Consider the following 25636-nt stretch of genomic DNA (forward strand, 5'->3'; position numbering starts at 1 on the left):
GGTTTAATAATGAGTGTATTAAGAAAAAATGAACAGTATGAAGGGGTCGTAGAAAGCTATACAAAAGAAGGCATGGGTGTCGTTAAAGTTAACGATAAGCCGGTCTTTATTGCTGATGTTTTAAAAGATGAAGAAATTCGTTTCAAAGTCTTACAGGTCAAATCAAGATTTGCCTTTGGTAAAGCCTTAAAGATAAATAAAGCCTCAGTAAATAGACAAGTGCCCCCATGTCAGTATTACTTTCAATGTGGAGGTTGTCAGATTCAGGTAATGAATGCCCTTGAACAGGCGAAATTTAAAAAAGAAGTTGTCGAACAAAATATCAATGGACTGGCCGGTTTAAATCTAGAAATTAAAGACACAGTGACAGGTAGTGGGAACTACTACCGCAATAAGTCTCAGATTCCAGTGCAAAAAGTGGATGGTAAGTTAGTGATGGGCTTTTATAAACCACGTTCACACGATATCGTTGACATCAACCATTGTTATATTCAAAAAGATATTCACAATGATATTATGAATTTCGTTAAGGAGAAACTGATTGAAGAAGATGTTTCGATTTACGATGAAGTGAAGCATGAAGGACTGTTAAGACACTTAGTCATACGGTCGAATCATGATGATAGTGAGATTCAAGTCGTCTTTATTACTAATGGTAAGCGTAATGAATTTTTATCGATCATTAAAGCATTAAGAGAAGAATTTCAGGCAATCAAGAGTATTGTACAAAATATTAATGATGAAAAGACCAATGTGATATTTGGCAAGCGTTCAATTGTACTCCTCGGAAAAGAATATATTACGGATACCTTACTCGGTAGAGAATTTAAAATTAGAGACCGTTCCTTCTATCAAGTGAATCACGAGCAGACTGAAAAACTCTATCAAATCGGCTTAGATCTTGCCGATTTAAATGGTGACGAAACGATTATCGATACTTATTCAGGTATTGGGACAATAGGGCTTGCTGCATCGGATAGGGTTAAGAAAATCATTGGCATTGAAGTCGTTGACTCTGCAGTTGAAGATGCAAAAGAAAATGCACGGTTGAATGGTATCGATAATGCAGATTACTATTTAGGTAAGGCTGAGGAAGTGATGCCTAAACTAGTTAAATCCGGTGTCAGTGCAGACTTAGTCTTTGTAGATCCACCAAGAAAAGGCTGTCATCAAACATTCTTAGATTCGTTATTAGAAGTAGAACCGAAAAAAATTGTATATATCTCGTGTAACCCAAGTACACTACAAAGAGACATGAAGTATTTAATTGACCATGGTTACAAAGCTAAATCCGTTGTACCCGTAGATTTATTCCCACAGACGAAACATGTCGAAGCGGTTACTGTGTTAGAGAGAAAATAGATTAAAAAGAGGCTGTTTATTTAGCCTCTTTTATTATGCTTTGACATAATTTGATAGCGCTTCCAATTAATGAAGAAGTGAGTTATAGTTAAAAATATAAGAATTAATTGATGAATTACTAAAATCTATAGGTTAGTAAGGGATGATGAATTTGAGAATTATTACAATAGTATTAGGTGTAATGCTGTTTATAGTAACAGGTTGTAGTAATAATGAAACAGGACTAGAAGGTAAAGAATTAGGTATCTCAAGTAATGACCCTACAATTTCGGAAGAAGAAAAAGAAAATGCTGAAATTAATTTTTCCTCAAATATGTTAGTTTTAGAATTTTCTTCAGCTGATGAAGTGACGCTTTTGAATCTAGGTAATGAATATACTGGTAGTTACAGCTTAGATGGTGAGAGTCTAACAGTTAAACTAGAAGATGAAGGTACAAATTTAAGATTGGACTTCGTAGAATTTAAAGAAACACCTGATGAATATTATAGTTATAGCGGAGTAATTGATGATGGAGAATTACATGTAGGTGATGAAACTTCTCAATTATCAAATATCTATCAAAATATTTCAATGGGAGAAACTTATGTATTTCTAGAAGAAAAGTAATCTACTAATGTTAAGTAAGTGTAGGCAAAGATCTTAACGGTCTTTGTCTTTTATCTTATATATTGCATATTGCGTATTGTATACTATATACAAATACAAGGGAGAATTGTTTGATGTGGAATAATAATCAGTTAAGTCAAAGTTTAGGCATTAAATATCCAATTATTCAAGCGGGTATGGCAGGTGGAATTACGACGCCTGATTTAGTTGCTTCAGTATCCAATTCCGGTGGGCTAGGTAGTATCGGTGCGGGTTACATGAATGTTGAAAAATTAAGAGAGACGATTCAAGAAGTTAAAAAATTAACGGATCAACCTTTTTCAGTGAATCTGTTTACGCCTGAATTTGTTCAAGTAGAACAAAATGAAATTGATCAGGCAAATGATTGGTTAAGTAGATATAGATATGAATTGAACATCAATGAAGCACCTCCTGTTGAAAAGGTTACAGATGAGAATTTTAAACAACAAGTCGAAGTTATTATTGAAGAGAACGTTCCAATTTGCAGTTTTACTTTTGGTATACCTGATAGAGATATCATTAAAAAATTAAAAGAGAAAGGTATTATTATTATAGGTACCGCAACTACTGTAGATGAAGCGATTGCCAATGAATCAGCTGGTATGGATGCAATTGTTGCTCAAGGTAGCGAAGCTGGCGGACATAGAGGGAGTTTCTTAAATAAAGAAGCGGTGCCTATGATTGGGACCATGGCTTTAGTACCACAAGTTGTAGATTATGTTAGCATACCCGTCATTGCAGCGGGTGGCATTTCTGATGGTCGCGGCATTGTTGCATCTCTTGGACTCGGTGCAAAAGGTGTACAATTAGGTACAGCCTTTTTAACGAGTGAGGAGAACGGATCACCACAAGTTGCCAAACTTGCGATCTTAAATGCACAAGAAACTGATACTGTAGTGACCACGACTTTCAGTGGTAAGCCAGCAAGAGGTTTACTGAATGATTTTATAAAAGAAATGCGTCAGTATGAAGGGAAAGTCCCTTCATATCCAGTACAAAATAGTTTAACACAGCCGATTCGAGCTAAAGCAGCAAAATTAAATCGCCCTGAATACATGTCGTTATGGTGTGGACAAAATTTAAGAAGCTCTAAAGAGAACTCTGCGAATCAAATGGTAATAGACCTGGTTACTCAAGTTGAAGATGTCATTAATAAGTTATTCCAATCTTAATTCGAGCAATGGAAATGATGATTGATTTTGGATAAGATAAACAATAAGCAAATATAAATTCATTTTATTCAGGAGGAAGCATTTTGAAGTTTATTTCATGGAACATAGATTCACTAAACGCAGCACTAACAAGTGATTCTGCTAGAGCATTATTATCAAGAGAAGTAATCAAATCCATTCAGGTACACGACGCTGATGTTATTGCGATTCAAGAAACTAAATTATCAGCGAAAGGTCCAACCAAAAAACATGTAGAGGCTTTAGAAACAGCCTTTCCTTCATATAACATAGTGTGGCGTAGTTCAGAAGAACCCGCACGTAAAAGTTATGCTGGAACAATGTTCTTATACAAAAATCACCTAGAACCTGAAGTGCATTATCCATCAATCGGTGCACCTACGACAATGGATGCAGAAGGACGAATGATTACTTTAGAGTTTGAAGACTTTTATTTAACTCAAGTGTATACACCAAATGCTGGGGATGGTCTTAGAAGGTTAGCAGACCGTCAACTATGGGACATTCAATATTCAAATTACCTAGCTGATCTCGATGAGAAAAAACCAGTTTTAGCCACGGGAGACTACAACGTTGCACACAAAGAAATAGACCTAGCAAATCCAAAAAAATAACCGTCGTTCTCCAGGTTTTACTGATGAAGAACGAGAAGGATTTACAAACCTTTTAAACAAAGGATTTACTGACACATTCCGTCACATTAATGGGGACGTTGAAGGCATGTATACTTGGTGGGCACAAAGAGCGAAAACAAGTAAGATTAATAACTCAGGATGGAGAATTGACTATTGGTTAGTTTCAAATCGTTTAGCTGGACAGGTTCGTAAGTCTGAGATGATTGACTCAGGACCAAGACAGGATCATACTCCAATTTTAATGGAAATTGATATATAGGTGAGGCTTTAAATCGAGTATAATAATAACGGTAAGTAAAAACTAGGGGGAATTACCATGGGAGAGACAACAAGTTTCATTAGTCCAGATAATTATTGGGTGCTCTGGGCGATATTAATTGGTTGGGCGGCTGTCGCTATTGTTCTCGAGCAAAAATACAGTTGGGCATCAAAGTTATCTGGAGCAATAATCGCTTTAGTGGGGGCCATGCTCCTAAGTAATACTGGCGTTATTCCGCTCGAATCACCAGTTTATGATGCAGTATGGACATACGTGGTGCCACTCGCAATACCACTTTTACTATTCCAGTCGAACGTTATTAAGGTTTGGCAAGAGAGTAAACGCCTGTTAATTATCTTTTTAATTAGTACAGTCGGAACAGTAGCAGGTGCAATTGTTGCCTTCTTGTTGTTAAGAGAGTTTGTACCACAAGCGAACTATATCGGTGCCATGTTAAGTGGTTCCTACTCAGGTGGTGGGGTTAACTTTGCGGCAATGGCGACACGATTTGACGTGCCACAAGACCTAGTATCTTCTACAGTCGTTGCGGATAATCTACTAATGGCAGTTTATTTCTTTGTTCTTATATTGATACCGACAGTATCATTCTTTAAAAACAAATTCGGCACACCACACATGGATGAAAATGAGTCTAATGGAAAAAGCGATAATCATGCTGCCTCATATTGGAAATCTAAGGATATTTCATTACAAGATATAGCTTTAGCGATTGGAACAGCCTTTATCATTGTAGCAGTGTCATTCTCTATTGCTGAATTTTTTGCCAGTGTAATTCCGGAAGATAGCAATATTTTATTATCTGTCTTAAGAGGTATTATCGGTGATAACTACTTAATGCTTACAACGTTAACACTAGTACTTGTAGCGAGCTTCCCTAAATACTTTGAAAACATTGCGGGATCACAAGAATTTGGGACGTTTTTCATCTATATATTCTTTGTAGTCATTGGTGTACCTGCATCGGTTCCATTAATTATCCAAAATGCACCAATAATCTTAGTGTTTGCAGCTGTTATTGTGTTGATTAATATGATTATCTCATTTGGCTTCGGTCGATTATTTAAATTTAATTTAGAGGAAATCATACTTTCGAGTAATGCAAATATCGGTGGACCAACAACCGCTGCAGCAATGGCGATTTCGAGAGGTTGGACAAAATTAGTTGGACCGATACTCATCATCGGTACACTAGGATACATTATAGGTAACTATATAGGTACCTCACTTGGTGTATGGTTTACATCTATGATGTAGTTGAATAGATAAAGCGACGTGAAAATCTAATTTCACGTCGCTTTTATATATATTACTTATAATCTACATCTTTAATGTAGTCTAGTTGTTCAAAACCAAGGTTGCCACCAGTAATAACAAAGCATACTTTGTCTTTAGGATTAACCTCTATTTCTTTATTAAGTACTGCACCGACACTCGCGGATGAGGAGATTTCAGCTAAGATTTTTCCTTCCATTAACAATAACTTTTGTCCCATTTTCATTGCTTCTTCAGTTGCTGTATGGAAGCTATCTACATATTTTTCAACGATTGGGAAGGTCTTTTCACCTGGCACTACAGTCACTAAGCCATCAGCGATTGTCCCTTTATTTTCAACTTGTGTAATTTTCCTGTTCTTAAGACTTTCATTATATTTCGGTAAATTAAATGGCTCAACACCATGAACTTTAGCACTGCTACCTGATTCTTTAATCGCAGTTGCGATACCGGATAAGATCCCACCACCTGAAGCGGGTACAAAAATTTGATCGACATCTGGTAGTTGCTCTAAAATCTCTAATCCAATTGTGCCTTGTCCTGCCATAACTCTATAATCATTAAATGGGTGAATTAATTCGTAACCATGTTCTTTAGCAAGGTCTTCAGTTAACTTAAAACGTTCTTCAACAGTCGTTGGTATAATTTCTGCCCCGTGTTCTAAAATCTTTTCTTTCTTGAATGCTGGAGCTGTATCTTGAACAGCGACGACTGCTTTAATACCGAGCATCTTTGCCCCATAGGCAATGGCTTGACCATGGTTGCCTGAAGATGATGCAATAATGCCTTTACTTAACTGTTCGTCAGAAAGTTGGAGTAGGGTGTTCATCACTCCACGAAGTTTAAAAGCCTTAGTCAATTGCATATTTTCTAACTTAACGTACACTTCACAACCTAAGTATTCTTCTAAGTTATGTAATCTTAAAAGTGGTGTCTCTACAGTATACGGTGTAATACGTTCACGAGCTTCTTTGATATCAGCTAATTTCAATGTCATCATACCATCCCCTTTTCTTATTAGTTTTATCATAACGCTTTTTCAGAATAATAGAAATATATGAATTTTGGTATATTATTAAAAATACATTTATAATAGGAGAAAGAAGTATTTCTAGGAGTGTATGAAATGTACGTTGAGCGTAAACCATCTATAGATATTTTAGATTTGAAAGAATCAATGGCGAATAGAATTAAGGAAAGAGAACACTTCAATTCTCTAGAATATTTTGATCAACTTATAGATTTTGTGGAACTCAATCATATATATTCTTCTGTTTTAGAAGAAGTCACAACGAAATTAAAAATTTTAGATGATGAGTTTCAAGTCATTCATAAGCATAATCCCATTCATCACATGGAGAGCAGAGTGAAGGGCACTCAGAGTTTATTGAGTAAGCTAAAGCGAAAAGTTCTAGATATTGACGTTGCAAGTGCTAACAAAAACATTTTAGACATTGCTGGTATGAGGGTAATTTGTAATTAGATTGAAGATATCTATGTGCTAGAATCTCTATTTTTAAAACAAGAAGATGTTAAATTATTAAAGAGAAAAGACTATATAGAGCATCCCAAAGACAATGGTTATCGTAGTCTTCATATCGTTGTATCAGTCCCTGTGTTTTTATCGGAAAGAATTGAGCATACACCTGTGGAGATTCAAATTAGAACGATTGGCATGGATATGTGGGAAAGCCTTGAACATAAGATGCGCTATAAAAATACTAAAAAGGATACTAAAGCGTATCAAGAAACACTATTAGAATGTGCCAGACAAATTTCAGATGAGGAAGATAAAATTCAAAATATGCATAACGAAATTGAAAAATAAGTAGGGTAGAATCAGGAGAATTTTATGACGCTAGATAATTTTATAAAAGAATTGGAAGATGAACTCGGAGTTTTACCAGAAGAACAAAGGGGTGAAATCATCGATCGTTTCAAATTACAAATCGAACGAGCTAAAGATTTAGGAGATAGTGAAGCGGACTTGTTAAAAGTATTGGATGACCCGAAAAAAGTGGCTGAGAAATATATAAGAGATGCTGTTGTTGAAGAAGAAGCTACGGAGGAAGAAAAGATCCTAGAGGTTCCAGAAGGTGAGATCCAACCAGTAACAGCGGATTTTGCATCTGTGGTCAATCAGTATGATATTCAAAAGCTGATGGTGAGCGGGACGTCGGTCGATGTCAAAGTTGAGGCTGGACATAAGCTTGGATTTAAATTTATATCGTATTCACATAAAGGTGATTTGAGCTATCAAATTAAAGATGGCCGGTTGAACATACTTCATACTGGACGAAAGAAAAATGTAAGAGTGCATACGATTTTTGACTATATGAAAAAAAGAAAACAGATGCGAAATGATGAGCTGACAATCATTTGGCCTAAGTCATTAGATGAGTTGAATGTGGATTTAAGACACGGCAAAATCAGTTTGGCTCATATCAATGCTAAAAATCTAAGACTTCATAGTTCTGAAGGAATGGTTGAAGCAACAAATGTGAAAAGTGATAATGCCGAGATTAAATCTGATATGGGGCGTCTTATTTCACGAACAAGTCAGTTTAATGAATTATCTATGAAAACAGAGATGGGTAAAATTATTTTAGAAGATGTAAGAGCTGATTACTATCATCTGGTTTCAGAACTCGGGAGTATCAATCTGACAGGATTAAAAGTAGAAAGTAACGTGAAAGCAATCAGTAAGATGGGTGCAGTTCATGTTAACTATAAAAAAGCACCTCAGTTAACCAAAGTCGTTGCGAAGGCGAATGTCGGTAAGGTACATAACGACTTGGCAAAGGTTGAAATTGTAGATTCTCGTTATAAGGCAGAATATAAAAGTGAGATGGGTTCTGTGAGAGTTAGCTTGTTATAGGGGTTTTATTGTTTTTGGGATGGTGATGAGGTCAGTTTGTCACCATCCGATGTGATTCGAAAAGTGATGAGAAAGTGTCATCTCCATTCAAAATGCTTAGAACAGAGATGAGAACATGTCATCTCCATCCGGCAACACAACATAACCAAAATACTATAAAAAATCACAAAATTAGGGTGGAAATCATATCAAGATTTTCACCCTAAAATTTTAATAATCTTTTCTTCTAATCAATAACATGCCCAATACTGTGAATAATAGAATGGCAACAATAGATGAGAAGTAAAATGAAGTTTGCCATTCAAGAGTATTAAGAAGATCTGGTAAATAGTAGAGTGGCAGGCTATTTTCTAAAAATTTTACGACTGAATCTGGTATCTTATCCCAGAATAATAAGCCGTTAAATAAACTCGGGAGTAGCACGATTGAAATCAAAGCAATAATAAATAGTGCTGCAACGTTAGTAAAGTAAATACTAATTAATAGGAATAATGCACCATAAAACAATGTGTAAATGACATAAGTGACTGGAATCTTCCAGTATAGTGCTGAGTCAAAGTCTAGTCCAGCATAGTTTGAAAGTACATAAGTAGAAGCTAGACAGGCGAGTCCAAAGAGTAATCCACTACAACCGATGGATATTATTTTACTCAAGAAATATTTCATTCTATTACTTGATTGATTCATCATTAAAATAATCGTATTCTGACTTAAGTCTTTAGTAAAAGGTAACATCGCATTAATCACGACGAGTAGGGACCCGAAGAATGCAAAGAATGCAATCAATTGAGTCGTATCAAATGGTGCTTCAAAATTTGCGACTGAATATGCTATAGCACCAGCAGGTAAGATGCACAGAATTAGTGAGAAATAAGTGAACCAACTTCTTAAAGCTGCAAGTAAATCGTAAGTGACTATTTTACTAATCTTCATTATTTCTCACCATCCTTCATTTGACTAAAGTAATAATCTTTAACAGATTGCTTATGCTTATTAATATCCACCGGATACACGCCGTCAACACTAAGTGCTTTTAAGATATCCTGCAGTTTATTAACCTGACGGGTTGAGATAATAGTCTCATCAATTTTAGCTTGACTATCAATTTCCTTAATAATTTGTTTGGCAAGTTCAATATCTTTAATGTCAAAAACCAAGGATAGGGTACTTTGAGTCGACAGTTCAGCAATGTTTTCCTTATTGCTTAAAACCCCTTTGTCGATAAAAACAATATCATCACTCACTGCTTCTATATCTTCAAGTTTATGACTAGATATCAAAACTTTCATATTCTGAGACCGAGCTAAATCTCTTATGATTCTTAGAACTTCTATGGATCCATCAGGGTCCATGCCATTTGTCGGTTCATCCAAAATTAAATAGTCTGGTTTTCTAGCTAAGGCAATAACCAGACCTAATTTTTGTTTCATACCCATAGAGTAGGTCTTCATTTTTTTATTTACATAGCCAGACATGCCTAGATCTTCTAGGAGACTATTAATATATTGCTTGTCATAAGCAGTGCCATTAATATTCGTGAAATACTTAATATTATATAGACCAGAACGGTTTTTATAGTATTTTGGTTCCTCAATTAAATAACCAACTGTTGCTTGATTATCAACAGACACATCACCTGAATAGTTAGGAATAATGTTGCACATAATCTTCATCATTGTTGTTTTTCCGGCACCATTCTTTCCAATCAGTCCGGTTACATTGGAGTCGAGCATAAAATTGACCTGGTTTAATACTAAGTTGGATCTGTATTTTTTAGTCACATTGCTTAGTTCCATCTGTTCCATCTCCTATGCTTAAAGATTTTTTTCAGCTTCTTTTTTCACTTTCTCTAGGTTTGAATAGGATATAAAGAAAAATATTCCCATTATTAAGAAGATAAATGGTGGCACTATTCTCATAAGCGCAAAAGGTAACTCAAATAAAAATGCGCGCCAAAATTCAAAGCCTTCCATATCAAACAAGCCCGGTGTTAAAAAAATTGCTCCGTCGTAGGCATTGAAAATTATAAAAGTATAAATCAGAAATATAAGAGCAAAAGTTCCTGTGTATGAAGCAGCACGTTTATAAAAACTTACTTTTGATTCGACATCTGAAAATAGTTCATCATTGCCATCTTTAACTTTCGTCCATGTGTGGGGTGTCATTCCAAAGCGGCCACCACGGACGTGCTCCCATCCCAAATCTTCATGGAGTGATACATATTCATTATATTTTTCTGCACTCATGCTATTTCTATAATCAAGTCGAGTGACATAATCTTTTTCACTTTTTTCAAATACAAAAATACAATCCATTGGATTTTTAACAAGCTTATAACCTTGTTCATTCATTGTGTTCAACCATTTTTCTTGTTTATTTGGATTTGTGAAATACTTATATACCCTCATCCTCTTCAGCTCCTTTTTCATAAAGCGCAATAATGTGATTTAACCTTTCATTTTCTTTCTTTAAAATTTCTTCACCGAGTGTAGTGGTCTGATATACTTTTTTTCGTTCGCCAGGTTCTGATAAAAGCTCTATATAACCGTGTTTCTTTAAATTTTCTAAGGCGCCGTAAAGTGTACCCGCTGCGATGTTAACTTCTCCCTGACTCATTTCACTAACTAACTGCATAATGCGATAACCATGTAAAGGTGTTCTAAGTGCGAGCAATATTAGATGCATGGTCTCAGATAAAGGAACTAATTTAGGTCTCATATAATGTTCTCCTTTATATAGTTGTTCTGTATAGTTTAACTATATAGTTGGACTGTATAAATGTCAACGGTATATATTTGATGAAAATTTAATCTATTTATCATTTTCCTTTCACGATAATTTAGGAATAGGTATGTATCATGTGACAATAAGCGGGTGATTAGACGCTTTGAAAGGAAAGATAATCATGTTTTTAAGGTTTTATAGTAGAGCATATCAATTCTTATTAAAAAGTATGGCACCTTTATTTAATTGGCAACCTGAATCGGTTCTTAACTGTGCCGGATGTATTGAAAAATTAGCGCCAAAAATGGCAGATGATAACATAGATAGAGTACTGATTGTCACAGATGAAAAAATATTAAATGCTGGACTTCTTAATTCACTTCTAGCGTCTTTAAATGAGGCGAATATTATTTACTATATTTATAAAGGTGTAGAAGAAAATCCATCAGTATCACATGCTAAGGAGGCAAGAGATTTATATTTAAGAGAGAATTGCCAAGCAATCATTGGTTTTGGTGGAGGTTCTGCCATAGATTGTGCCAAAGGTGCTGGGGTTTTATCCACAAATAATATGGAACATCTAAGTGAGTATAAAGGATTTATGAAAGTGAAAAATAAGTTACCCTACTTAGTTGCAGTACCAACGACAGCAGGAACTGGAAGTGAAGCATCAAACAGTGCAGTACTCAGTGATGAAACTGGTGAGAATAAATTCGTGATCACTGACGCTAAGCTCATGCCGAAAACAGTTGTCTTAGACCCTGAATTGCTGATAAGTCTGTCAAGAGAGATGACAGCTTATACAGGCATGGATGCTTTAGTGCATGCCGTTGAAGCTTATATTAGCCAAAATTCCAATAAGCAAACGAGAATACTAAGTGAAGAAGCAGTGGAACTAATCTTCAAAAACTTATATGAATCATACCAGGACGGTAGTAACATAACAGCAAGAACAAATATGCAAAGAGCATCTTATTTCTCTGGTAAGGCATTTACAAGAGCTGGACTCGGTAATATTCATGCCTTGAGTCATTCAATTGAGTTAAAATATAAAATCCAACATGGTCATGCAGTGGCTTATTTAATGCCTTATGTATTAGAGAAGTACGGTAGTAAAATTAACAGTCAACTAGCGAAACTTGCACTGATTGCAGGCGTTTCAGAAGAATCGGATAGAATTGAAGAAAGCGCGCAAAAATTTATTCATGAAATCCGTGAGTTGAATGAAAAAATGAATATTGAAATGCCGTTGAATGCATTAGCTAAAGAAGAAGTTGGTTTCTTAGCTAAACTTGCATATAAAGAAGCGAATCCTTACTATCCAGTCCCTGTCATGTTTAATAAAGATGATTTTCAAGGATTGCTTGAACGCGTTTTTATCAGTGAAAGAAGAATAGCTTAAGCTATTCTTTTTTTTTATTAATAATAAATCATGCCTTACTCTAAAGTTTTATTGACTTTATAGTGTAATAAGCATAAAATTTAATTGATAATGATTATCAATATTATAATAGGACAGAGGGAAAATAATGAAGAAATTACTTTCGATTTTGTTAGGTGTATCTATCTTTTTAGCTGGATGTTCAAATACTAGTGACGATACTGCACAAAATGAATCTGAGGAAGGTGCATCAGAAGAGGGTGAGGAGCGCGTCCTTACAGATGATGCAGGTAATGAGGTAACGATTCCTAGTAATCCAGAAAGAATAATTGGTACATATTTAGAAGATGATTTACTAGCGCTAGAAGAAACACCAATTGCTCAATGGACAGTTGGAGAAGATAGTGTCCAAGATTATTTACAAGATGAAGGTCTTGAAGGATTACCATTAATGCCTTTTGACTTACCATTTGAATCAGTAGCAGCTGAAGAGCCAGATCTACTACTCATCAGTTCTGCAGATACTGTAGAAGGTGACAAATACGAAAGCTATTCTAAGATTGCGCCAACATTTGTTGTAGACAGTGGCTCATATGATGATTGGAGAGACCGTTTGACACGTGTTTCAGAAGTATTTGGTAAGGAAGATTTAGCCGAAGAAAAGATTAATGAATATAACGAACTTGTAGATCAAGCTTCTACTGAATTATCTGAAGAGGTAAATAATGAGTCTGCAATTGCTGTATGGTACACTGGCGGTTCATTCTTTATTTCTAACAAAGACAAGTCAAGTGGTGAAGTGCTGTATAATGATTTAGGTTTGACAGCACCAGACCTAGTTGAAGAGCTATCAGCGGATAACGAAACACCTTGGATTGAAGCTTCACTTGAAAGTTTTGCAGAATTAGATGTCGATCATATTTTCTTCATTGCTGATGCTGAAGGGGATAGTGAAAAAGCATTAGCTGATAATGTGTTCCAAAATATACCTGCTGTTGAAAACGGTAATGTGTATGAATTAGAGCAAGGAAACAGCTGGTTATATAGTGGATATATTGCGAATAGCTTGATCGTTGAAGATGTGGAAGAAGCATTGGGTACAAATTAAGGAGTGTAAGGAATGTCACACAATATATATGATGTTACAGTGATTGGCGGTGGTCCAGCCGGACTATTTAGTGCCTTCTACGCAGGACTTCGTGAAATGAAGACGAAGATTATAGATGGCCAGGAAAGGTTAGGCGGAAAGGTACATCTTTATCCACAAAAAATGATTTGGGATATTGGAGGAACGGAGCCATTACCAGCAGGTAAACTGATTGAAAAGTCTATTGCACAAGGTTTGACTTTTGATCCGGATGTAGTGCTCAATACCATTGTTACAAATATTAAAAAGGATACTGATGATTACTTTACGATTGCCACTGAATCTGGAGAAGAACATTATTCTAAAAGTGTGATAATTACCATAGGCGGCGGTGGCATGATTCAGCCAGTTAAACTAGATGTTGAAAATGCTGACCGTTATGAAGGTAAAAGTTTACATTATGCAGTACCAGATATTATGAGCTTTAAAGGTAAAAAAGTGTTAATTACAGGTGGCTCCTACTCAGCAGTAGACTGGGCTAATGATTTAACCCCAATCGCAGGAGAAATCAACTTGATCTACCGTGGTGATGATTTGACCGCTCATGAAGCAGAGGTCAGTCGCTTGAAGAAGAATGGTGTTAAAATTCGTACTCAATCGATTGTCACTGGGGTAAGCGGTGAAAATAACCTTGAAACTGTTGATATTAAGAACAAGGTTACTGGTGAAGAAACAACGGAAACTTTTGATGCGATTATTGTTAACCATGGCTATGATCAAAATAACCTCTTGTTTAGAGAAAATCATTTAGGACTAAATTTAGAAAATGATTTCTATATTAAGGCTGCACCCACTGGATTAACAAATGTACCAGGAATATTCGCTGCAGGGGACTGCATACGTTACGAAGGGAAGGTCAATCTTATTGCTGGTGCATATGCAGATGCGGTTAACGCTGTAAATAACGCTAAGACACATTTAGATCCTGAAGCAAACCAATACGCGATGGTGTCATCGCACAATCAGCGATTTAAAGAGAAGAATAGAAAAATTATGTATGAAGATTAGGATGCCCTTGTGGGCATCTTTTTTTCGCTTGCAAGTCCTCTAGTCTATCAGTAAAATTGTATGAACGAATATAAGTGTGAGGCGATTGAAGTGGCAAAAATGAATAATGATCATATAGAAACATTTGAAGTAAAGATCAATGACTTTGATAGGAAGGGCTCAGGTAGAGGGGTAGCGTATCGAGATAACGGAGGACATAAACCGCGTCAAATCAAATTGACGATTCCACAAACGATTCCCGGTGAGAAGGTACTTGTTGATGTACCGAATCCGACGAGAAAACGTGGCACAGTGATGCCGAAAGAAATTATTGAAGAAAGCCCAAATAGAATTACACCACCTTGTCCTCATTTCGAGCATTGTGGCGGCTGTGTATGGCAGCACTGGACGTATAATTCACAATTAATTGAGAAGACGAATTACGTGAAGCGTGAGTTAGAGAGAAATGGTTTTGATGAAAACATCGTTAAAGATGCTATTGGTATGGAAAAAAATCCATTTGAATACCGTAACAAGATGGAATTCACCTTCGGCCAGAACGGTGAATTAGGAATGCATGAACTTGGTAATTTTAGAAAAGTCATCGACTTAGATACTTGTCTGATTGCAGATAAGGATATGGTGAATGCAATGTTGACTGTATCTGAGTGGACACGTAAGTACAATTTACCAGGTTACCATAAAGAGAATCATACAGGATTACTGAGACACTTGATGGTCAGACGTTCTCAAGAAACAAAAGAGATGATGTTGGCTATTTTTGCGACAGAAACACCTGATGGTGAGTTAAAAGATAAAATCGACGAGTTAGTAGCTGATATATCAGCACAATTTTCAAACGTGAAAAGTATGATGTGGATGGTCAATACAGATATGGCTGACCGTACACAATCAGAAGATACTTATACATTATTTGGTAGAGACTATATATATGACGTTATGTATGGTTATAAATATCGAATCTGGTTCGATACTTTTTTCCAAACAAATCCAACACAGGCTGAAAAGTTAGTTGACTTAGCAATCGAGATGGCAGAAGCAACAGAAGATCAGAGAATGATTGATCTATTTTGTGGCGTGGGCACATTCTCACTACCATTCGCTAAGAGAGTGAAAGAACTTGCAGGAATTGAAATTGTAGAAACTTCTATAGAGTCAGCTAAAAGAAATGCTGAAGATAATGGCATCAATAACACGTACTTCCTTGCAAAGGATGCAAGAAAAGGTATGGACGAAGTATTAGAAACATGGGGTAAACCAGACCTATTAATGCTAGACCCACCACGTTCAGGTGCAGGTGGTAAGGTTATGAGAAGAATTGGTCGACTTGGTACTGAGCGTGTCGCATATGTATCGTGTAACCCGGAAACATTCTCTGATGATATTGTTTGGCTCCGTGAGTTTGGCTATGAGTTAAAACAAGTTCAACCTGTGGACTTATTTCCACATACAGCGCATGTTGAAGTAGTGAGTTTACTAGAGAAGACTTCTGAAGCAACGATGAATTAAGTATAAAAATTTTCATATAACAATATAGATTATTAGTATTTGTGATTCATTCAAATTTCCCTAACAATAAATGTAACAACTTAAAAGGGGTTTTTACAATGAGTCATGTTGCAGAAGGGAAACTATTAGATTCAGAGTTACTGGGAGAAATTAGAGAGAAATTTGCTTACATCGATACTGATCCTTTAACAAAAGAGGCTAGGATATTTTTAGATAATGCAGGAGGATCATTTCGTTTAAAGCTTGCAAATGAGCGATTTGCTGAAATAGATTTAATTCCTGACCATCCGATGAGGGAACATAGGACGGCTGTATATTTGTCGGATATTGAAAAACAAGGGATTGACGATATCAGAACAATCTTCAATGCGAAAAATGGGGCTATCGTACCATACTATACGGCTTCACAGGCAATATTTAATCTAACAGGTGTAGTAGCAGAACATGTTGAAGGGACTAATATTGTAACGACGGCCTTGGAGCACCCCTCACTTTATGATGCTGCTCAATTTTATGCAGATAAGTTTGGAAAGGAACTCCGTGTTGCACCGACAAACAAAATCACTGGTGGTGTCGATGTCGAGGAGATTACAAAGTTAATTGATAAAGATACAATCTCTTTAAATTTCATCTATGCATCAAATATATCTGGCGGCATTTTAGATGTAGAGACGATCATTAAAGAAGCTAGGAAAATTAAGCCTGATATTTATATAATTATAGATGCTGTTCAACATGCGCCTCATGGTTTAATTGACTTAGAAAAGACAGTTGTCGATGTCATTAATTTTGCACCTTATAAATTCTTCGGTATTCGTGGTGTAGGTTTTGCTTACGTGTCAGACCGTGCAACTCATTTACCACATCAAAGACTACTTGGGAAAAGTGATGAAGAACTTGGACTTGGTAGTGTGACACCTGGTCATTATGCTGCTATCAGTGCGGTTGTCGATTATATTTGTTGGTTGGGAGAGAAATTTACGAATACGTCAGACCGACGTTCTTTGTACGAAGCAGGAATGACGGCAATATCTCAACACGAAAGGGCGCTACTGCAGATACTGTTAGATGGCACTGAATCAGTAGATGGCCTAAGAATGTTAGATGGGGTCACTGTACATCTGGATTATGAAGACTTATCCAAACGTGATTTTATAGTCGGTATAAGTCTTGAAGGTATTGATTACAATGTGGCTGTGGACTTATATTCAAGAGAAAATATCATTGTATATGACAGAGTTGCATCGAGTATTTATTCTAAAAGAATGCTCGAATCGTTTGATATGGATGGTGCGATAAGAATATCACCCATGCATTGCCAGTCTAAAGAAGAAATTTTGACATTCTTAAAAGTGACTAAAAAGATTGTAAACTCTTAATATTTAAAACAGGGCTTAGGATTATATCCTAAGCCCTGTTTATATTGTCTTTGGTTTATGTTGTTCTAAGTATCGAATTAAGTCCCGACTGATTTCAGACGATGAAATGCTTTTTTTATAATACAACTTTATATTTTGGTAGCTGTTTACATCATTCAGTTTATAAAAATAGACGTCATCACTAATATCAATATAATTGGTCAAACCTGCTCGTACAAAAGCGGGACCAACACCTTTACAGGCAATGTGAAAAGAAGTTAGCATCTGGTCTAAATACATTGACACTTTAGGTTTAAAGTCAGCATTCTTAAACATTTTCATGCTTCTGTTATACATGTCATTACCTTCTCTTAAGAGGAGGAATTTCTCGTTTTTAAAAGCATCTAAATTTACCTTTAAGTCATCATTTTTGTGATATTCACCACTTCTGACAGTATCATATGTAAATCGATAATTAATCAGTGCTTCGTTAATCTGAGATGCTTTTGGAACAACGAGTAAAATATCATCCTCTGCCCAAATAAGAGACTCATAGTGATAATGTTCACCTTTAGTTTCTACATCTATTATTAAATCTACCACACCTGATTTTAAGTATTTCATTAAATCATCTGCATTGGCTTCGAGTAAATTCACTGTGTACTGTGGATACTTTTCTTCGAAGTCTTGAATAAGATTAGGTAGGACATATGTACAGAAAAAAGAAGCAGCACCAATGTTAATAATACCTTTGTTCTTCTCACTTAATGCTTTAAACTTATCTTGCATCTCTTTTTCAATCTGCATAATTCTTTCTACAGAGTTTATATAATACTGACCAGCTTCTGTTAAACTGATTGGGTTCGTTCGGCGATCAAACAAAGGTGTGCCAATTTCAACCTCAACTTTTTTAATTGCAGCACTTAGGGCAGGTTGAGAAATGTACAAAGCTTCTGCCGCTTTTGAAAAACTTTGATTTAAGTAAACTGCATACACATAATCCATACTTTTTAACATTTCAGCATTCCTTTCTAACGCACTATAACAAGAAATATATACCATTATAGATTATAGCTATTGGGCATCCAGGCTTTTATCTATTAACATTATTAACTATAGAGAAGATTAATATTTTATGCAAAATAAAAAAGGAAGCGTGATTGAAATGTCATCTATAGAAGATAAGTTTTCAAAGTTAGGTGCAGAATTTGCGCCTGGTCAAGAGGTCAGACAAAGTATTGATGAAATCTCGTTTGATATCGATAAAATTCCTGGTACACCGGTTGATTTTTCACATGGAGATATCGATGCACATGAGCCCATTCCAGGTGTTCAAGAAACTTTTAATGAAGGGTTTGAACTTGGAGGACAGCAAGCATATACAGAATATCGTGGTAGCTTAGATATACGTGAAGATCTTACGAGTAAGCTCACTGACTTTACGGGATGGAAGATGGAAGCGGACAGTAACTTACTCATCACTCCTGGGACCCAAGGCGCACTATTTCTTGCTATGGGTGCTTTAGTTGCACGTGGGGATAAGGTGGCAATTGTTGACCCGGATTATTTCGCCAATAGAAAATTGGTGCACTTTTTTGATGGGGAACTTGTTCCCGTACAATTAAATTATTTTGATAATGAAAAAGAAGCGGGTTTAGACTTAAATGAACTTGAAGAGGCATTTAAGAATGGTGTAAAAACTTTCTTATTCTCTAATCCAAATAATCCAACTGGGGTCATATATTCTAAGGATGAAATTCAAAAAATTACGGCCTTAGCAGAAAAGTATGGTGTTGCTGTTATTGTCGATGAGCTATACTCGCGTCAGTTGTTCGATGGGAGAGACTATATACATCTGATTACACAAGAAGGTATCAATTCAGAAAATGTCATTACAATCATTGGGCCTTCTAAAACAGAATCATTAAGTGGTTACCGTTTAGGTGTCGCTTTTGGATCAGCAAAAATTATCGAACGTATGGAAAAACTCCAAGCAATTGTTTCTTTAAGGGCAAGTGGCTACAATCAAGCTGTACTAAAACTATGGTTTAATGAGCCAAATGGTTGGATGAAGAATAGAATTGAGAGTCATCAGGCAATAAGAGATGATTTAGTGAAAGTTTTAAATGAGGCAGATGGCTTTAAAGTTCGTCCAACAGAAGCGGGAAGTTATCTGTTTCCTGAAATTCCAGCTATTAAAGTATCATTAGCTGAATTCGTTAAAATATTAAGAGTAAGAGCAGGGGTAACAGTGACTCCAGGAACAGAGTTTGGGAAAGGCTTTGATTCTAGCTTTAGAGTGAACTTCTCACAAGATCATCAAGCTGCAGTGGAAGCAATGAAACGCATTATTCAAGTTGTGGAGGAATTAAGAAAATGAGTGAATTAAATAAGCCAGTTCCACAAGGTAACTATAAGCCAGCATCACGATTTAAAAATATTATTTCAACAGCAGGAATGACACCGAGAAAGAACGGAGAGCTTATTCAAAGTGGGAGAATTCTACACACTGAGTCAATAGAATCTTATAGAGAAGCAATCTTACAAGCCATAGACAATGCATATAGTGCAGCGATGGCTTTGGTTAGTGATGATGAAGTAGTTAAACAGGTCTTATCTATGACTGTTTATGTCAATGCAGATGACGATTTCACTTCACATTCTAAAGTGGCAGATATTGGTTCTGACTACTTATTTAATAACTTGGGACAGGCTGGTATCGGCTCAAGAGCAGCCATTGGAGTAAAGTCCTTACCAGGAAATGCACCTGTGGAAATTCAGTTAGTTATAGGGGTAGGTAAATAAATGAAAGCACAAGGTTCAGAGCCTTGTGCTTTTTTATTTAGATTAGAAAATTTATAATGAGGTTAATAACAAAGAGGTGATACGATTGAAACCAAACATTGATATTGTCACAATTCCTGTAAAAAACCTAGGGGAAGCTGCTTTATTTTATAAGAAAATTTTTAAATTAGAAGAAGACAATATTTCTGAAGGTGAAAATCATATTGCTATACTGTTTCGTAATAACTTGTCTTTAGTTTTATGTGAAATTGAAAGTTTCGCTGAAATGACTGACCAAGATGTGGAAACTATTAGTACAGCTAGTCTTATTTTAAGTCAAAATGTTGAAAAGAGAGAAACTGTGGATAGTATAATATTAAGTGCTTCTGAACATGGAGGTAAAATCATCTCTAAGGGCAAGGCAGATGAATGGGGGTATTCAGCTATATTTAAAGATTTGGACGATGTAACTTGGGAATTAATCACTTGGAATGAAATAACAAAAAGGAGAATGCATAATGATTAAATTAGTCAAAAATAAAGATCAGGTACACGAAATTACAAATGACAAAAATGTAATGACGGCAGGTGCCGCACAGGACAGTGTGATTGAAGGGTATAGTCCTATTGATTACATTACAAGTTCAGTTGCTATGTGTATGGCACTGACGCTTGATGCTGTACTAGATCGTGGAGAAATTGAAGTTGACTCATATGAAATTAAAACATCAGCTACAAAAGCTAATACAAGCCCATCAAGACTTGAAAGAATTGATGTAGATATTGCATTTAAAGGTAATATTGATGATGCGACTAAGGAAAAATTAGTCCTAATTGCAAAACGTGGTTGCACGATTGGTAATACCATTGAACATGGTGCACCGGTTAATGTGACTTCAAATTAAAAGATGTCCACATCTTAATTAAAAGATGTCCCTCCCCTTAAGTTTTCACTTCATGAAGTGAAAACTTAAGGGGAGTATTTTTTTGAAGTCGAATATAGTGCACACAACTAGTGAATTATTATATTATATTCAGTTGTTTGATGAGGGTGTTCCGTATGATGCTCTCAGGTCAAAATAAAGTTTACTGTTAAAGAGTAATCACTAATGAGGTAAATCAATAAGCGTTGTTGACAGTATTTTAAGCGGATGTTAATCTGTAAGCAATCTAAGAAAGAGGTGAGCCAATCACATGAAGATCTAATCCTATTTAACCAAAAACCACGCAAGTGAATAAGTATTTATATTGAATGCTTATTTGTTGTGTTTGTTTTTAGAATAGGATTGGATTCGATATTTGTGTTTGGGTGTGTAGTTGGGTGAATTCTGTCTGCCTATCTATAATCATCTCAATGTGTGGATACCTCCTATTCTATATAGAGATAGGAGGTATTTTTATGCCTCCATTTAAGGAGTAGATATTATGCAGTTACTTGAAATTATGAATTTAAAACATTATGTCAGAGACCGCTTACTGTTTGAAGCCAATCACTTACATGTAGATGATAATCAAATTATCGGCTTAGTTGGTGATAATGGCAGGGGTAAGACTAATTTACTAAGCATTATAGAAGGAACGATTACACCAGAAGAAGGTACGATTGATCGAAAAACGACGGTTGAACTCGTACCTCAGATAAAGGAAATTGACGATGAAAAAAGTGGGGGTGAAATGACTCAAAGCTATATACAACAGGCAATTAATCATTCAGCCGGCTTATTATTATTAGACGAACCTACAACGCATCTAGATTTTAAACATATCGATTGGTTGAAAGAAAAATTGAACGGCTTGTCTGGAGCAATGATTATCGTCTCTCACGACCGTGATTTTTTATCAGCAATGTGTACTGATATTTGGGAAATAAATGATGAAAAAATTGAAGTTTACCATGGTGGCTATGAGACGTTTATAGAAGAGAAGGAAAAGGTAGAACGTCACCAAATGGCAGAGTACGAAAAGTATGAAAAGAAAAAGTCACAACTAGAAGAGGCAATTAAAAAGAAGGAAGCAAAAGCAGCACGGGCAACAAAAGCACCAAAAAGAGTATCAAATTCAGAAGCGAGTCAAATGGGGGCAAAGCCGTATTTTGCTAAAAAGCAAAAGAAATTAAGAAAAACAGCTTCAGCTCTAGAATCACGCTTAGACCAACTAGAAGAAGTGAAGAAACCTGAAGTTCAAGCACCTATAAAAATGCAAGTGTATAATGAAGAAGCTTTAAAAGACCGCATCATTATTAGAGGAGAGAAGGTAACAGGTAATCTTGGTGAACGAATATTATGGTCACCTTTTAGCTTCAATATTAAGAGTGGTGAAAAGGTCGCGGTTATTGGAGCGAATGGGTCAGGAAAAACAACTTTAATCAATAAAATTTTAAATGATTCAAATGAGATAACAGTATCTCCTGCAGTGAAAATAGCATATTTCTCTCAGCATCTGACTATATTAAACGAGAAGAAAAGTATTCTAGATAATGTGAAAGATAGCTCCTCCCAAGATGAAACAACAATACGAACCGTCCTGGCGAGAATGCACTTTTGGCAAGATGATGTATTTAAGCGAGTTGGTGTCTTAAGTGGGGGAGAAAAGGTGAAAGTCGCCTTGGCTAAGCTATTTTTAAGTGACGTCAATGTGCTGGTATTGGATGAACCGACGAATTTTCTTGATATTAATTCATTAGAAGCATTGGAAGCATTAATGAAATCTTATAAAGGAACAATCATTTTTGTTAGTCATGATCGGACGCTTTTAAAGAACGTTGCCAGTCAAATACTCTCGATTGAAGATAGACAGGTTATAGTGTTCGATGGGACATTCACTGAATTTGAAAATAGAAATACGGCAACAAAACGGAATCTCAAAAAGGAAAAATTGATGCTGTTACACAATAAAATCGCAGATGTGTTGGCAAGATTGAGTATTGAGCCATCAGAGGAATTAGATGCGGAGTTTCAAGACCTTCTCAAGGAGAAAAAGCAGTTAGAGTATGATGATTGATAAAACCAAGAACTCGAAAATAAAACGACTACCAGCAACCAAAAAAAGCTGGACCTCGAATTAAATTCGAAATCCAGCAAATAACAATCAATATCATTTTTCTTCTGCTAACCGTCTCAACTCATCACGTGTTTCTTTTGGGAGACCTTCACCGTAATCCATCATTTTTACAATATCCTTGAAGGCTGCTTCAGGTATTTTGAGGTCATCCAGTTCATCGATAGTAAACTGTAAATCAATCTGATCTTCGTCACCGCTTTGTAGTTTTGCTACAAAATCCGGCTCAGTGATAAAGGGACTAGAGGCACCGACCATATCTGCATACTCGAGTGCTTCTAGGGCTTTATCTGGAGAGTTGATACCACCAGTTGCCATCATTGGCACTCGGCCTTTAACGTGTTCATAAACGACTTTATTGATAGGCTGACCTTGATATTGGCCTTCAGCACGCACTTCATTTTGGTAAATGTTGCGACCCCAAGAGGCGATGGCAAGGTAGTCTAGTCTTCTAATCTTTTCAATCTCATCTACGAAACTCAAGAAGTCTTCTACACTGTAGCCCACTTCGTTTCCACGTGTTTCTTCAGGTGTACCTCTAAATCCGAAGATAAAATTCTCATCAGCTTCTTCATCAATTACATCTGAAACTGCTCGAATTACTTCTAGACCAAATCTTGAACGGTTTTCTAATGAATCACTACCATATTCATCCGTTCTTTCATTGGAAAATTTAGAAAAGAATGTTTGAATTAGTAGACGCTGAGCAGCGGATACTTCAACGCCATCAAAACCAGCTGCAATTGCCCGTCTGGTTGCATCAGCATAATTTCTAATTACAAGTTCAATTTTTCTTTTTGTCATCGGTAAAACCTGATGTTTTATAGGTGTGTTTAAGGACATAAAGCTCGGACCATAAACCACACCCAAATCCATAATCGCAGTATTGGCGAACCGGCCTGCATGAGTTAATTGAAGAATGGCTTTACTTCCATTTGATTTCATTGCACTTGCGAGTTTTGTAAGTCCTGGAATTGTTCGGTCATCTGCTACTGAAAACCCATACTCAAAGAGCTGGCCATAGGGTTCGATGTAGGCAGCACCAGTAACTTGTATAGGTGCTGAGGTCGACCTTCTTAAATGATATTGTTCATCTTCTTTAGTAACCAAACCATCCCGTGTAGAAGAGTTTGTAATCATTGGGGATAGTACAAAACGGTTTTGAAGCTCACTACCGTTTGGTAACTTCAGAGGTTCAAACAAGGGTGAATACTTTTTGTTCATAGTATAGCTCCTTCGTACATTTTCATTTCCTTAATTTAATATTAATGTGCTATAGCATAAAAATCAAAGTAATGATTCTAAAGTTACTCGTAAAACAACTCAATTGACGATAAAATTTACCCTAGCTATAATTAATATGATTAACATATATTGTATTTGAAGGATAAGTGGAAATAGTGAAAATAAACTTGCTAGATTATGCAGTGATTGATGAAGGTCAAGATGCGACTACTGCTCTAAAGGAGACGGTCAGACTTGCCCAAAAAGCAGAAGATTTAGGTTTTTACAGGTTCTGGATGGCTGAACACCATGACGTAAATGCTTTTGCGAGTTCGAGCCCTGAGATGATGATGATGCATATTTTAGGCCAAACGAAACGAATTAAAGTTGGCTCAGGTGGTGTGATGCTCCCGCATTATAGTCCTTTAAAAGTGGCTGAAAATTTCAGAGTTATGGAAAACCTTTATGAGGGGCGTGTAGATTTAGGTTTTGGAAATACACTCGGGACACCAGAAGTAAATAAAGCAATGAATGAATATAGACCTAGAAAACAGAGATATGAAGAAAATATTTCAGATATTCAGAAATTTCTCTGTAATGAAGATGATGAAGAACACCGTTTTAATAATGTTCGGGCGAATCCACTCGGTGAAAGTAATCCAGAAATGTGGGTATTATCTACAAGCGTTAAATCAGCTGAACTTGCTGCACGGCAAGGTATTGGCTATACTTTTGGCTTATTTCCACATGCTTCGATAGATAAGGCTGATGTTGGAAAACTCGCTGTTGAGAGGTATAGAGAAAATTTCATACCATCCAAAGTGATGGCAAAGCCTACGGTGATGATCTCACCATTTGTCGTTGTTGCAGATACAGATGAAGCGGCTGAACATATGGCGAAGGCTTTAGATTTATGGTTACTTGGTAAAATGAATTTCAGTGAATTTGAAAGGTTTCCATCGGTTGAAACTGCAGAAGAATACACTTATACTGTAGAAGAAGTGAAACGTCTGGAATCGAATCGTTCGAGAATGGTAGTAGGTAGTGCTAAAAGCGTTAAAGACCAGCTCGATCAACTCATAGAGAAAATCGATGCAGATGAACTGCTATTAATCCCCTTAATGCCTGGAGTTAACAATCGACATAGAGCATTGGAATTGATAGCTTCAATATATAAATTATAAATAAAAGGATGGTCT

25 protein-coding genes and 1 pseudogene are annotated in these 25636 nt (G+C 36.1%); 19 read left to right on the forward strand and 7 right to left on the reverse strand.

Going from position 1 to position 25636, the window contains the following annotated elements; translation table 11 throughout:
* Nucleotides 1-9 precede the first annotated feature (9 nt).
* The 6 genes from rlmD (JEM45_RS10675) to JEM45_RS10700 all read left to right on the forward strand — a co-directional run bounded on the left by rlmD (JEM45_RS10675) (nucleotide 10) and on the right by JEM45_RS10700 (nucleotide 5349).
* On the forward strand, nucleotides 10-1362 hold the full coding sequence (rlmD, locus tag JEM45_RS10675) for a 23S rRNA (uracil(1939)-C(5))-methyltransferase RlmD (protein WP_198687469.1): 1353 nt from the start codon (nucleotides 10-12) through the stop codon (nucleotides 1360-1362).
* Between the two features lie 151 nt (nucleotides 1363-1513).
* Complete coding sequence (locus JEM45_RS10680; protein WP_198687470.1) at nucleotides 1514-1969, forward strand: hypothetical protein; 456 nt, start codon at nucleotides 1514-1516, stop codon at nucleotides 1967-1969.
* 113 nt (nucleotides 1970-2082) lie between these two features.
* Nucleotides 2083-3162: an NAD(P)H-dependent flavin oxidoreductase gene (locus tag JEM45_RS10685; protein ID WP_198687471.1), complete on the forward strand. Its 1080-nt coding sequence runs from the start codon at nucleotides 2083-2085 to the stop codon at nucleotides 3160-3162.
* A gap of 83 nt (nucleotides 3163-3245) precedes the next feature.
* Entirely contained in the window at nucleotides 3246-3794 is a 549-nt protein-coding gene (locus JEM45_RS10690; protein ID WP_198687472.1) for an exodeoxyribonuclease III, read from the forward strand.
* Entirely contained in the window at nucleotides 3781-4074 is a 294-nt protein-coding gene (locus JEM45_RS10980) for an exodeoxyribonuclease III (RefSeq protein WP_198687993.1), read from the forward strand. The genes JEM45_RS10690 and JEM45_RS10980 overlap by 14 nt, the downstream gene beginning before the upstream one ends.
* A 57-nt stretch (nucleotides 4075-4131) precedes the next feature.
* Nucleotides 4132-5349: a DUF819 family protein gene (locus tag JEM45_RS10700; protein WP_026867127.1), complete on the forward strand. Its 1218-nt coding sequence runs from the start codon at nucleotides 4132-4134 to the stop codon at nucleotides 5347-5349.
* Nucleotides 5350-5401: 52 nt separating this feature from the next.
* Here JEM45_RS10700 and JEM45_RS10705 read toward each other — a convergent pair whose 3' ends face one another.
* On the reverse strand, nucleotides 5402-6364 hold the full coding sequence (locus JEM45_RS10705; protein WP_198687473.1) for a threonine ammonia-lyase: 963 nt from the start codon (nucleotides 6362-6364) through the stop codon (nucleotides 5402-5404).
* Between the two features lie 129 nt (nucleotides 6365-6493).
* Here JEM45_RS10705 and JEM45_RS10710 point away from each other — a divergent pair.
* Both JEM45_RS10710 and JEM45_RS10715 read left to right on the forward strand, forming a co-directional pair.
* Nucleotides 6494-7195, forward strand: a pseudogene (locus JEM45_RS10710) (GTP pyrophosphokinase family protein).
* A gap of 24 nt (nucleotides 7196-7219) precedes the next feature.
* Nucleotides 7220-8245 carry a DUF4097 family beta strand repeat-containing protein gene (locus JEM45_RS10715; RefSeq protein WP_198687474.1) on the forward strand — a complete coding sequence of 342 codons (1026 nt, stop codon included), beginning with the start codon at nucleotides 7220-7222 and terminating at the stop codon, nucleotides 8243-8245.
* 210 nt (nucleotides 8246-8455) lie between these two features.
* On the opposite strand, the gene JEM45_RS10720 is transcribed toward JEM45_RS10715, so the two are convergent.
* From JEM45_RS10720 to JEM45_RS10735, 4 genes are read right to left on the reverse strand one after another with little or no spacing between them, the layout of a single operon-like run.
* Nucleotides 8456-9178: an ABC transporter permease gene (locus tag JEM45_RS10720; RefSeq protein WP_026867124.1), complete on the reverse strand. Its 723-nt coding sequence runs from the start codon at nucleotides 9176-9178 to the stop codon at nucleotides 8456-8458.
* Entirely contained in the window at nucleotides 9178-10041 is an 864-nt protein-coding gene (locus JEM45_RS10725; RefSeq protein ID WP_198687475.1) for an ABC transporter ATP-binding protein, read from the reverse strand. Before JEM45_RS10725 ends, JEM45_RS10720 begins: the two co-directional genes overlap by 1 nt.
* Before the next feature lie 18 nt (nucleotides 10042-10059).
* A complete protein-coding gene (locus tag JEM45_RS10730; RefSeq protein ID WP_198687476.1) occupies nucleotides 10060-10653 on the reverse strand; it encodes a DUF2812 domain-containing protein in 594 nt (197 codons plus the stop codon).
* Nucleotides 10640-10963, reverse strand: coding sequence for a PadR family transcriptional regulator (locus JEM45_RS10735; RefSeq protein ID WP_198687477.1), 324 nt, complete (start codon nucleotides 10961-10963; stop codon nucleotides 10640-10642). The genes JEM45_RS10730 and JEM45_RS10735 overlap by 14 nt, the downstream gene beginning before the upstream one ends.
* A 187-nt stretch (nucleotides 10964-11150) precedes the next feature.
* On the opposite strand from JEM45_RS10735, the gene JEM45_RS10740 reads away from it, so the two are divergent.
* The 5 genes from JEM45_RS10740 to JEM45_RS10760 all read left to right on the forward strand — a co-directional run bounded on the left by JEM45_RS10740 (nucleotide 11151) and on the right by JEM45_RS10760 (nucleotide 17393).
* Nucleotides 11151-12371 carry an iron-containing alcohol dehydrogenase gene (locus JEM45_RS10740; RefSeq protein ID WP_198687478.1) on the forward strand — a complete coding sequence of 407 codons (1221 nt, stop codon included), beginning with the start codon at nucleotides 11151-11153 and terminating at the stop codon, nucleotides 12369-12371.
* A gap of 127 nt (nucleotides 12372-12498) precedes the next feature.
* Nucleotides 12499-13458, forward strand: a complete 960-nt coding sequence (locus tag JEM45_RS10745) for an ABC transporter substrate-binding protein (RefSeq protein WP_198687479.1) — start codon at nucleotides 12499-12501, stop codon at nucleotides 13456-13458.
* Between the two features lie 12 nt (nucleotides 13459-13470).
* Nucleotides 13471-14505: an NAD(P)/FAD-dependent oxidoreductase gene (locus JEM45_RS10750; protein WP_198687480.1), complete on the forward strand. Its 1035-nt coding sequence runs from the start codon at nucleotides 13471-13473 to the stop codon at nucleotides 14503-14505.
* 99 nt (nucleotides 14506-14604) lie between these two features.
* Nucleotides 14605-16014: a 23S rRNA (uracil(1939)-C(5))-methyltransferase RlmD gene (rlmD, locus tag JEM45_RS10755; RefSeq protein ID WP_198687481.1), complete on the forward strand. Its 1410-nt coding sequence runs from the start codon at nucleotides 14605-14607 to the stop codon at nucleotides 16012-16014.
* A gap of 98 nt (nucleotides 16015-16112) precedes the next feature.
* Nucleotides 16113-17393 carry an aminotransferase class V-fold PLP-dependent enzyme gene (locus tag JEM45_RS10760; protein WP_198687482.1) on the forward strand — a complete coding sequence of 427 codons (1281 nt, stop codon included), beginning with the start codon at nucleotides 16113-16115 and terminating at the stop codon, nucleotides 17391-17393.
* 39 nt (nucleotides 17394-17432) lie between these two features.
* Here the strand turns inward: JEM45_RS10760 and JEM45_RS10765 are convergent, their stop codons facing one another.
* Nucleotides 17433-18389 (reverse strand): LysR family transcriptional regulator, encoded by a 957-nt coding sequence (locus JEM45_RS10765; RefSeq protein WP_198687483.1) that lies wholly within the window; start codon nucleotides 18387-18389, stop codon nucleotides 17433-17435.
* Nucleotides 18390-18507: 118 nt separating this feature from the next.
* On the opposite strand from JEM45_RS10765, the gene JEM45_RS10770 reads away from it, so the two are divergent.
* The 5 genes from JEM45_RS10770 to JEM45_RS10790 all read left to right on the forward strand — a co-directional run bounded on the left by JEM45_RS10770 (nucleotide 18508) and on the right by JEM45_RS10790 (nucleotide 23156).
* A complete protein-coding gene (locus JEM45_RS10770) occupies nucleotides 18508-19752 on the forward strand; it encodes a pyridoxal phosphate-dependent aminotransferase (RefSeq protein WP_235678867.1) in 1245 nt (414 codons plus the stop codon).
* A complete protein-coding gene (locus JEM45_RS10775) occupies nucleotides 19749-20177 on the forward strand; it encodes a RidA family protein (RefSeq protein WP_198687484.1) in 429 nt (142 codons plus the stop codon). The genes JEM45_RS10770 and JEM45_RS10775 overlap by 4 nt, the downstream gene beginning before the upstream one ends.
* 85 nt (nucleotides 20178-20262) lie before the next feature.
* Nucleotides 20263-20682 carry a VOC family protein gene (locus JEM45_RS10780; RefSeq protein WP_026867232.1) on the forward strand — a complete coding sequence of 140 codons (420 nt, stop codon included), beginning with the start codon at nucleotides 20263-20265 and terminating at the stop codon, nucleotides 20680-20682.
* Nucleotides 20675-21061: an OsmC family protein gene (locus tag JEM45_RS10785; protein WP_026867231.1), complete on the forward strand. Its 387-nt coding sequence runs from the start codon at nucleotides 20675-20677 to the stop codon at nucleotides 21059-21061. Before JEM45_RS10780 ends, JEM45_RS10785 begins: the two co-directional genes overlap by 8 nt.
* A gap of 520 nt (nucleotides 21062-21581) precedes the next feature.
* A complete protein-coding gene (locus JEM45_RS10790; protein ID WP_198687485.1) occupies nucleotides 21582-23156 on the forward strand; it encodes a Vga family ABC-F type ribosomal protection protein in 1575 nt (524 codons plus the stop codon).
* A gap of 93 nt (nucleotides 23157-23249) precedes the next feature.
* Here the strand turns inward: JEM45_RS10790 and JEM45_RS10795 are convergent, their stop codons facing one another.
* The gene (locus tag JEM45_RS10795; protein ID WP_198687486.1) at nucleotides 23250-24437 is read right to left on the reverse strand and encodes an NADH-dependent flavin oxidoreductase; all 1188 of its coding nucleotides are present in this window, start codon (nucleotides 24435-24437) and stop codon (nucleotides 23250-23252) included.
* 176 nt (nucleotides 24438-24613) lie between these two features.
* Here JEM45_RS10795 and JEM45_RS10800 point away from each other — a divergent pair, with 176 nt between their 5' ends.
* Complete coding sequence (locus JEM45_RS10800; protein ID WP_235678869.1) at nucleotides 24614-25621, forward strand: LLM class flavin-dependent oxidoreductase; 1008 nt, start codon at nucleotides 24614-24616, stop codon at nucleotides 25619-25621.
* Nucleotides 25622-25636: the final 15 nt, after the last annotated feature.

The sequence above is a fragment of the Jeotgalicoccus sp. ATCC 8456 genome (assembly GCF_016313225.1).
Classification (GTDB): Bacteria; Bacillota; Bacilli; order Staphylococcales; family Salinicoccaceae; genus Jeotgalicoccus; species Jeotgalicoccus marinus.

What these genes read in the sequence shown, in the direction of transcription:
- rlmD (WP_198687469.1), top strand. Translation starts at nt 10, where the DNA reads ATGAGTGTATTAAGAAAAAATGAACAGTATGAAGGGGTCGTAGAAAGC.
- JEM45_RS10685 (WP_198687471.1), top strand. Translation starts at nt 2,083, where the DNA reads ATGTGGAATAATAATCAGTTAAGTCAAAGTTTAGGCATTAAATATCCA.
- JEM45_RS10700 (WP_026867127.1), top strand. Translation starts at nt 4,132, where the DNA reads ATGGGAGAGACAACAAGTTTCATTAGTCCAGATAATTATTGGGTGCTC.
- JEM45_RS10705 (WP_198687473.1), bottom strand. Translation starts at nt 6,364, where the DNA reads ATGACATTGAAATTAGCTGATATCAAAGAAGCTCGTGAACGTATTACA.
- JEM45_RS10715 (WP_198687474.1), top strand. Translation starts at nt 7,220, where the DNA reads ATGACGCTAGATAATTTTATAAAAGAATTGGAAGATGAACTCGGAGTT.
- JEM45_RS10720 (WP_026867124.1), bottom strand. Translation starts at nt 9,178, where the DNA reads ATGAAGATTAGTAAAATAGTCACTTACGATTTACTTGCAGCTTTAAGA.
- JEM45_RS10725 (WP_198687475.1), bottom strand. Translation starts at nt 10,041, where the DNA reads ATGGAACTAAGCAATGTGACTAAAAAATACAGATCCAACTTAGTATTA.
- JEM45_RS10730 (WP_198687476.1), bottom strand. Translation starts at nt 10,653, where the DNA reads ATGAGGGTATATAAGTATTTCACAAATCCAAATAAACAAGAAAAATGG.
- JEM45_RS10735 (WP_198687477.1), bottom strand. Translation starts at nt 10,963, where the DNA reads ATGAGACCTAAATTAGTTCCTTTATCTGAGACCATGCATCTAATATTG.
- JEM45_RS10740 (WP_198687478.1), top strand. Translation starts at nt 11,151, where the DNA reads ATGTTTTTAAGGTTTTATAGTAGAGCATATCAATTCTTATTAAAAAGT.
- JEM45_RS10745 (WP_198687479.1), top strand. Translation starts at nt 12,499, where the DNA reads ATGAAGAAATTACTTTCGATTTTGTTAGGTGTATCTATCTTTTTAGCT.
- JEM45_RS10750 (WP_198687480.1), top strand. Translation starts at nt 13,471, where the DNA reads ATGTCACACAATATATATGATGTTACAGTGATTGGCGGTGGTCCAGCC.
- rlmD (WP_198687481.1), top strand. Translation starts at nt 14,605, where the DNA reads ATGAATAATGATCATATAGAAACATTTGAAGTAAAGATCAATGACTTT.
- JEM45_RS10760 (WP_198687482.1), top strand. Translation starts at nt 16,113, where the DNA reads ATGAGTCATGTTGCAGAAGGGAAACTATTAGATTCAGAGTTACTGGGA.
- JEM45_RS10765 (WP_198687483.1), bottom strand. Translation starts at nt 18,389, where the DNA reads ATGTTAAAAAGTATGGATTATGTGTATGCAGTTTACTTAAATCAAAGT.
- JEM45_RS10770 (WP_235678867.1), top strand. Translation starts at nt 18,508, where the DNA reads ATGCAAAATAAAAAAGGAAGCGTGATTGAAATGTCATCTATAGAAGAT.
- JEM45_RS10775 (WP_198687484.1), top strand. Translation starts at nt 19,749, where the DNA reads ATGAGTGAATTAAATAAGCCAGTTCCACAAGGTAACTATAAGCCAGCA.
- JEM45_RS10785 (WP_026867231.1), top strand. Translation starts at nt 20,675, where the DNA reads ATGATTAAATTAGTCAAAAATAAAGATCAGGTACACGAAATTACAAAT.
- JEM45_RS10790 (WP_198687485.1), top strand. Translation starts at nt 21,582, where the DNA reads ATGCAGTTACTTGAAATTATGAATTTAAAACATTATGTCAGAGACCGC.
- JEM45_RS10795 (WP_198687486.1), bottom strand. Translation starts at nt 24,437, where the DNA reads ATGAACAAAAAGTATTCACCCTTGTTTGAACCTCTGAAGTTACCAAAC.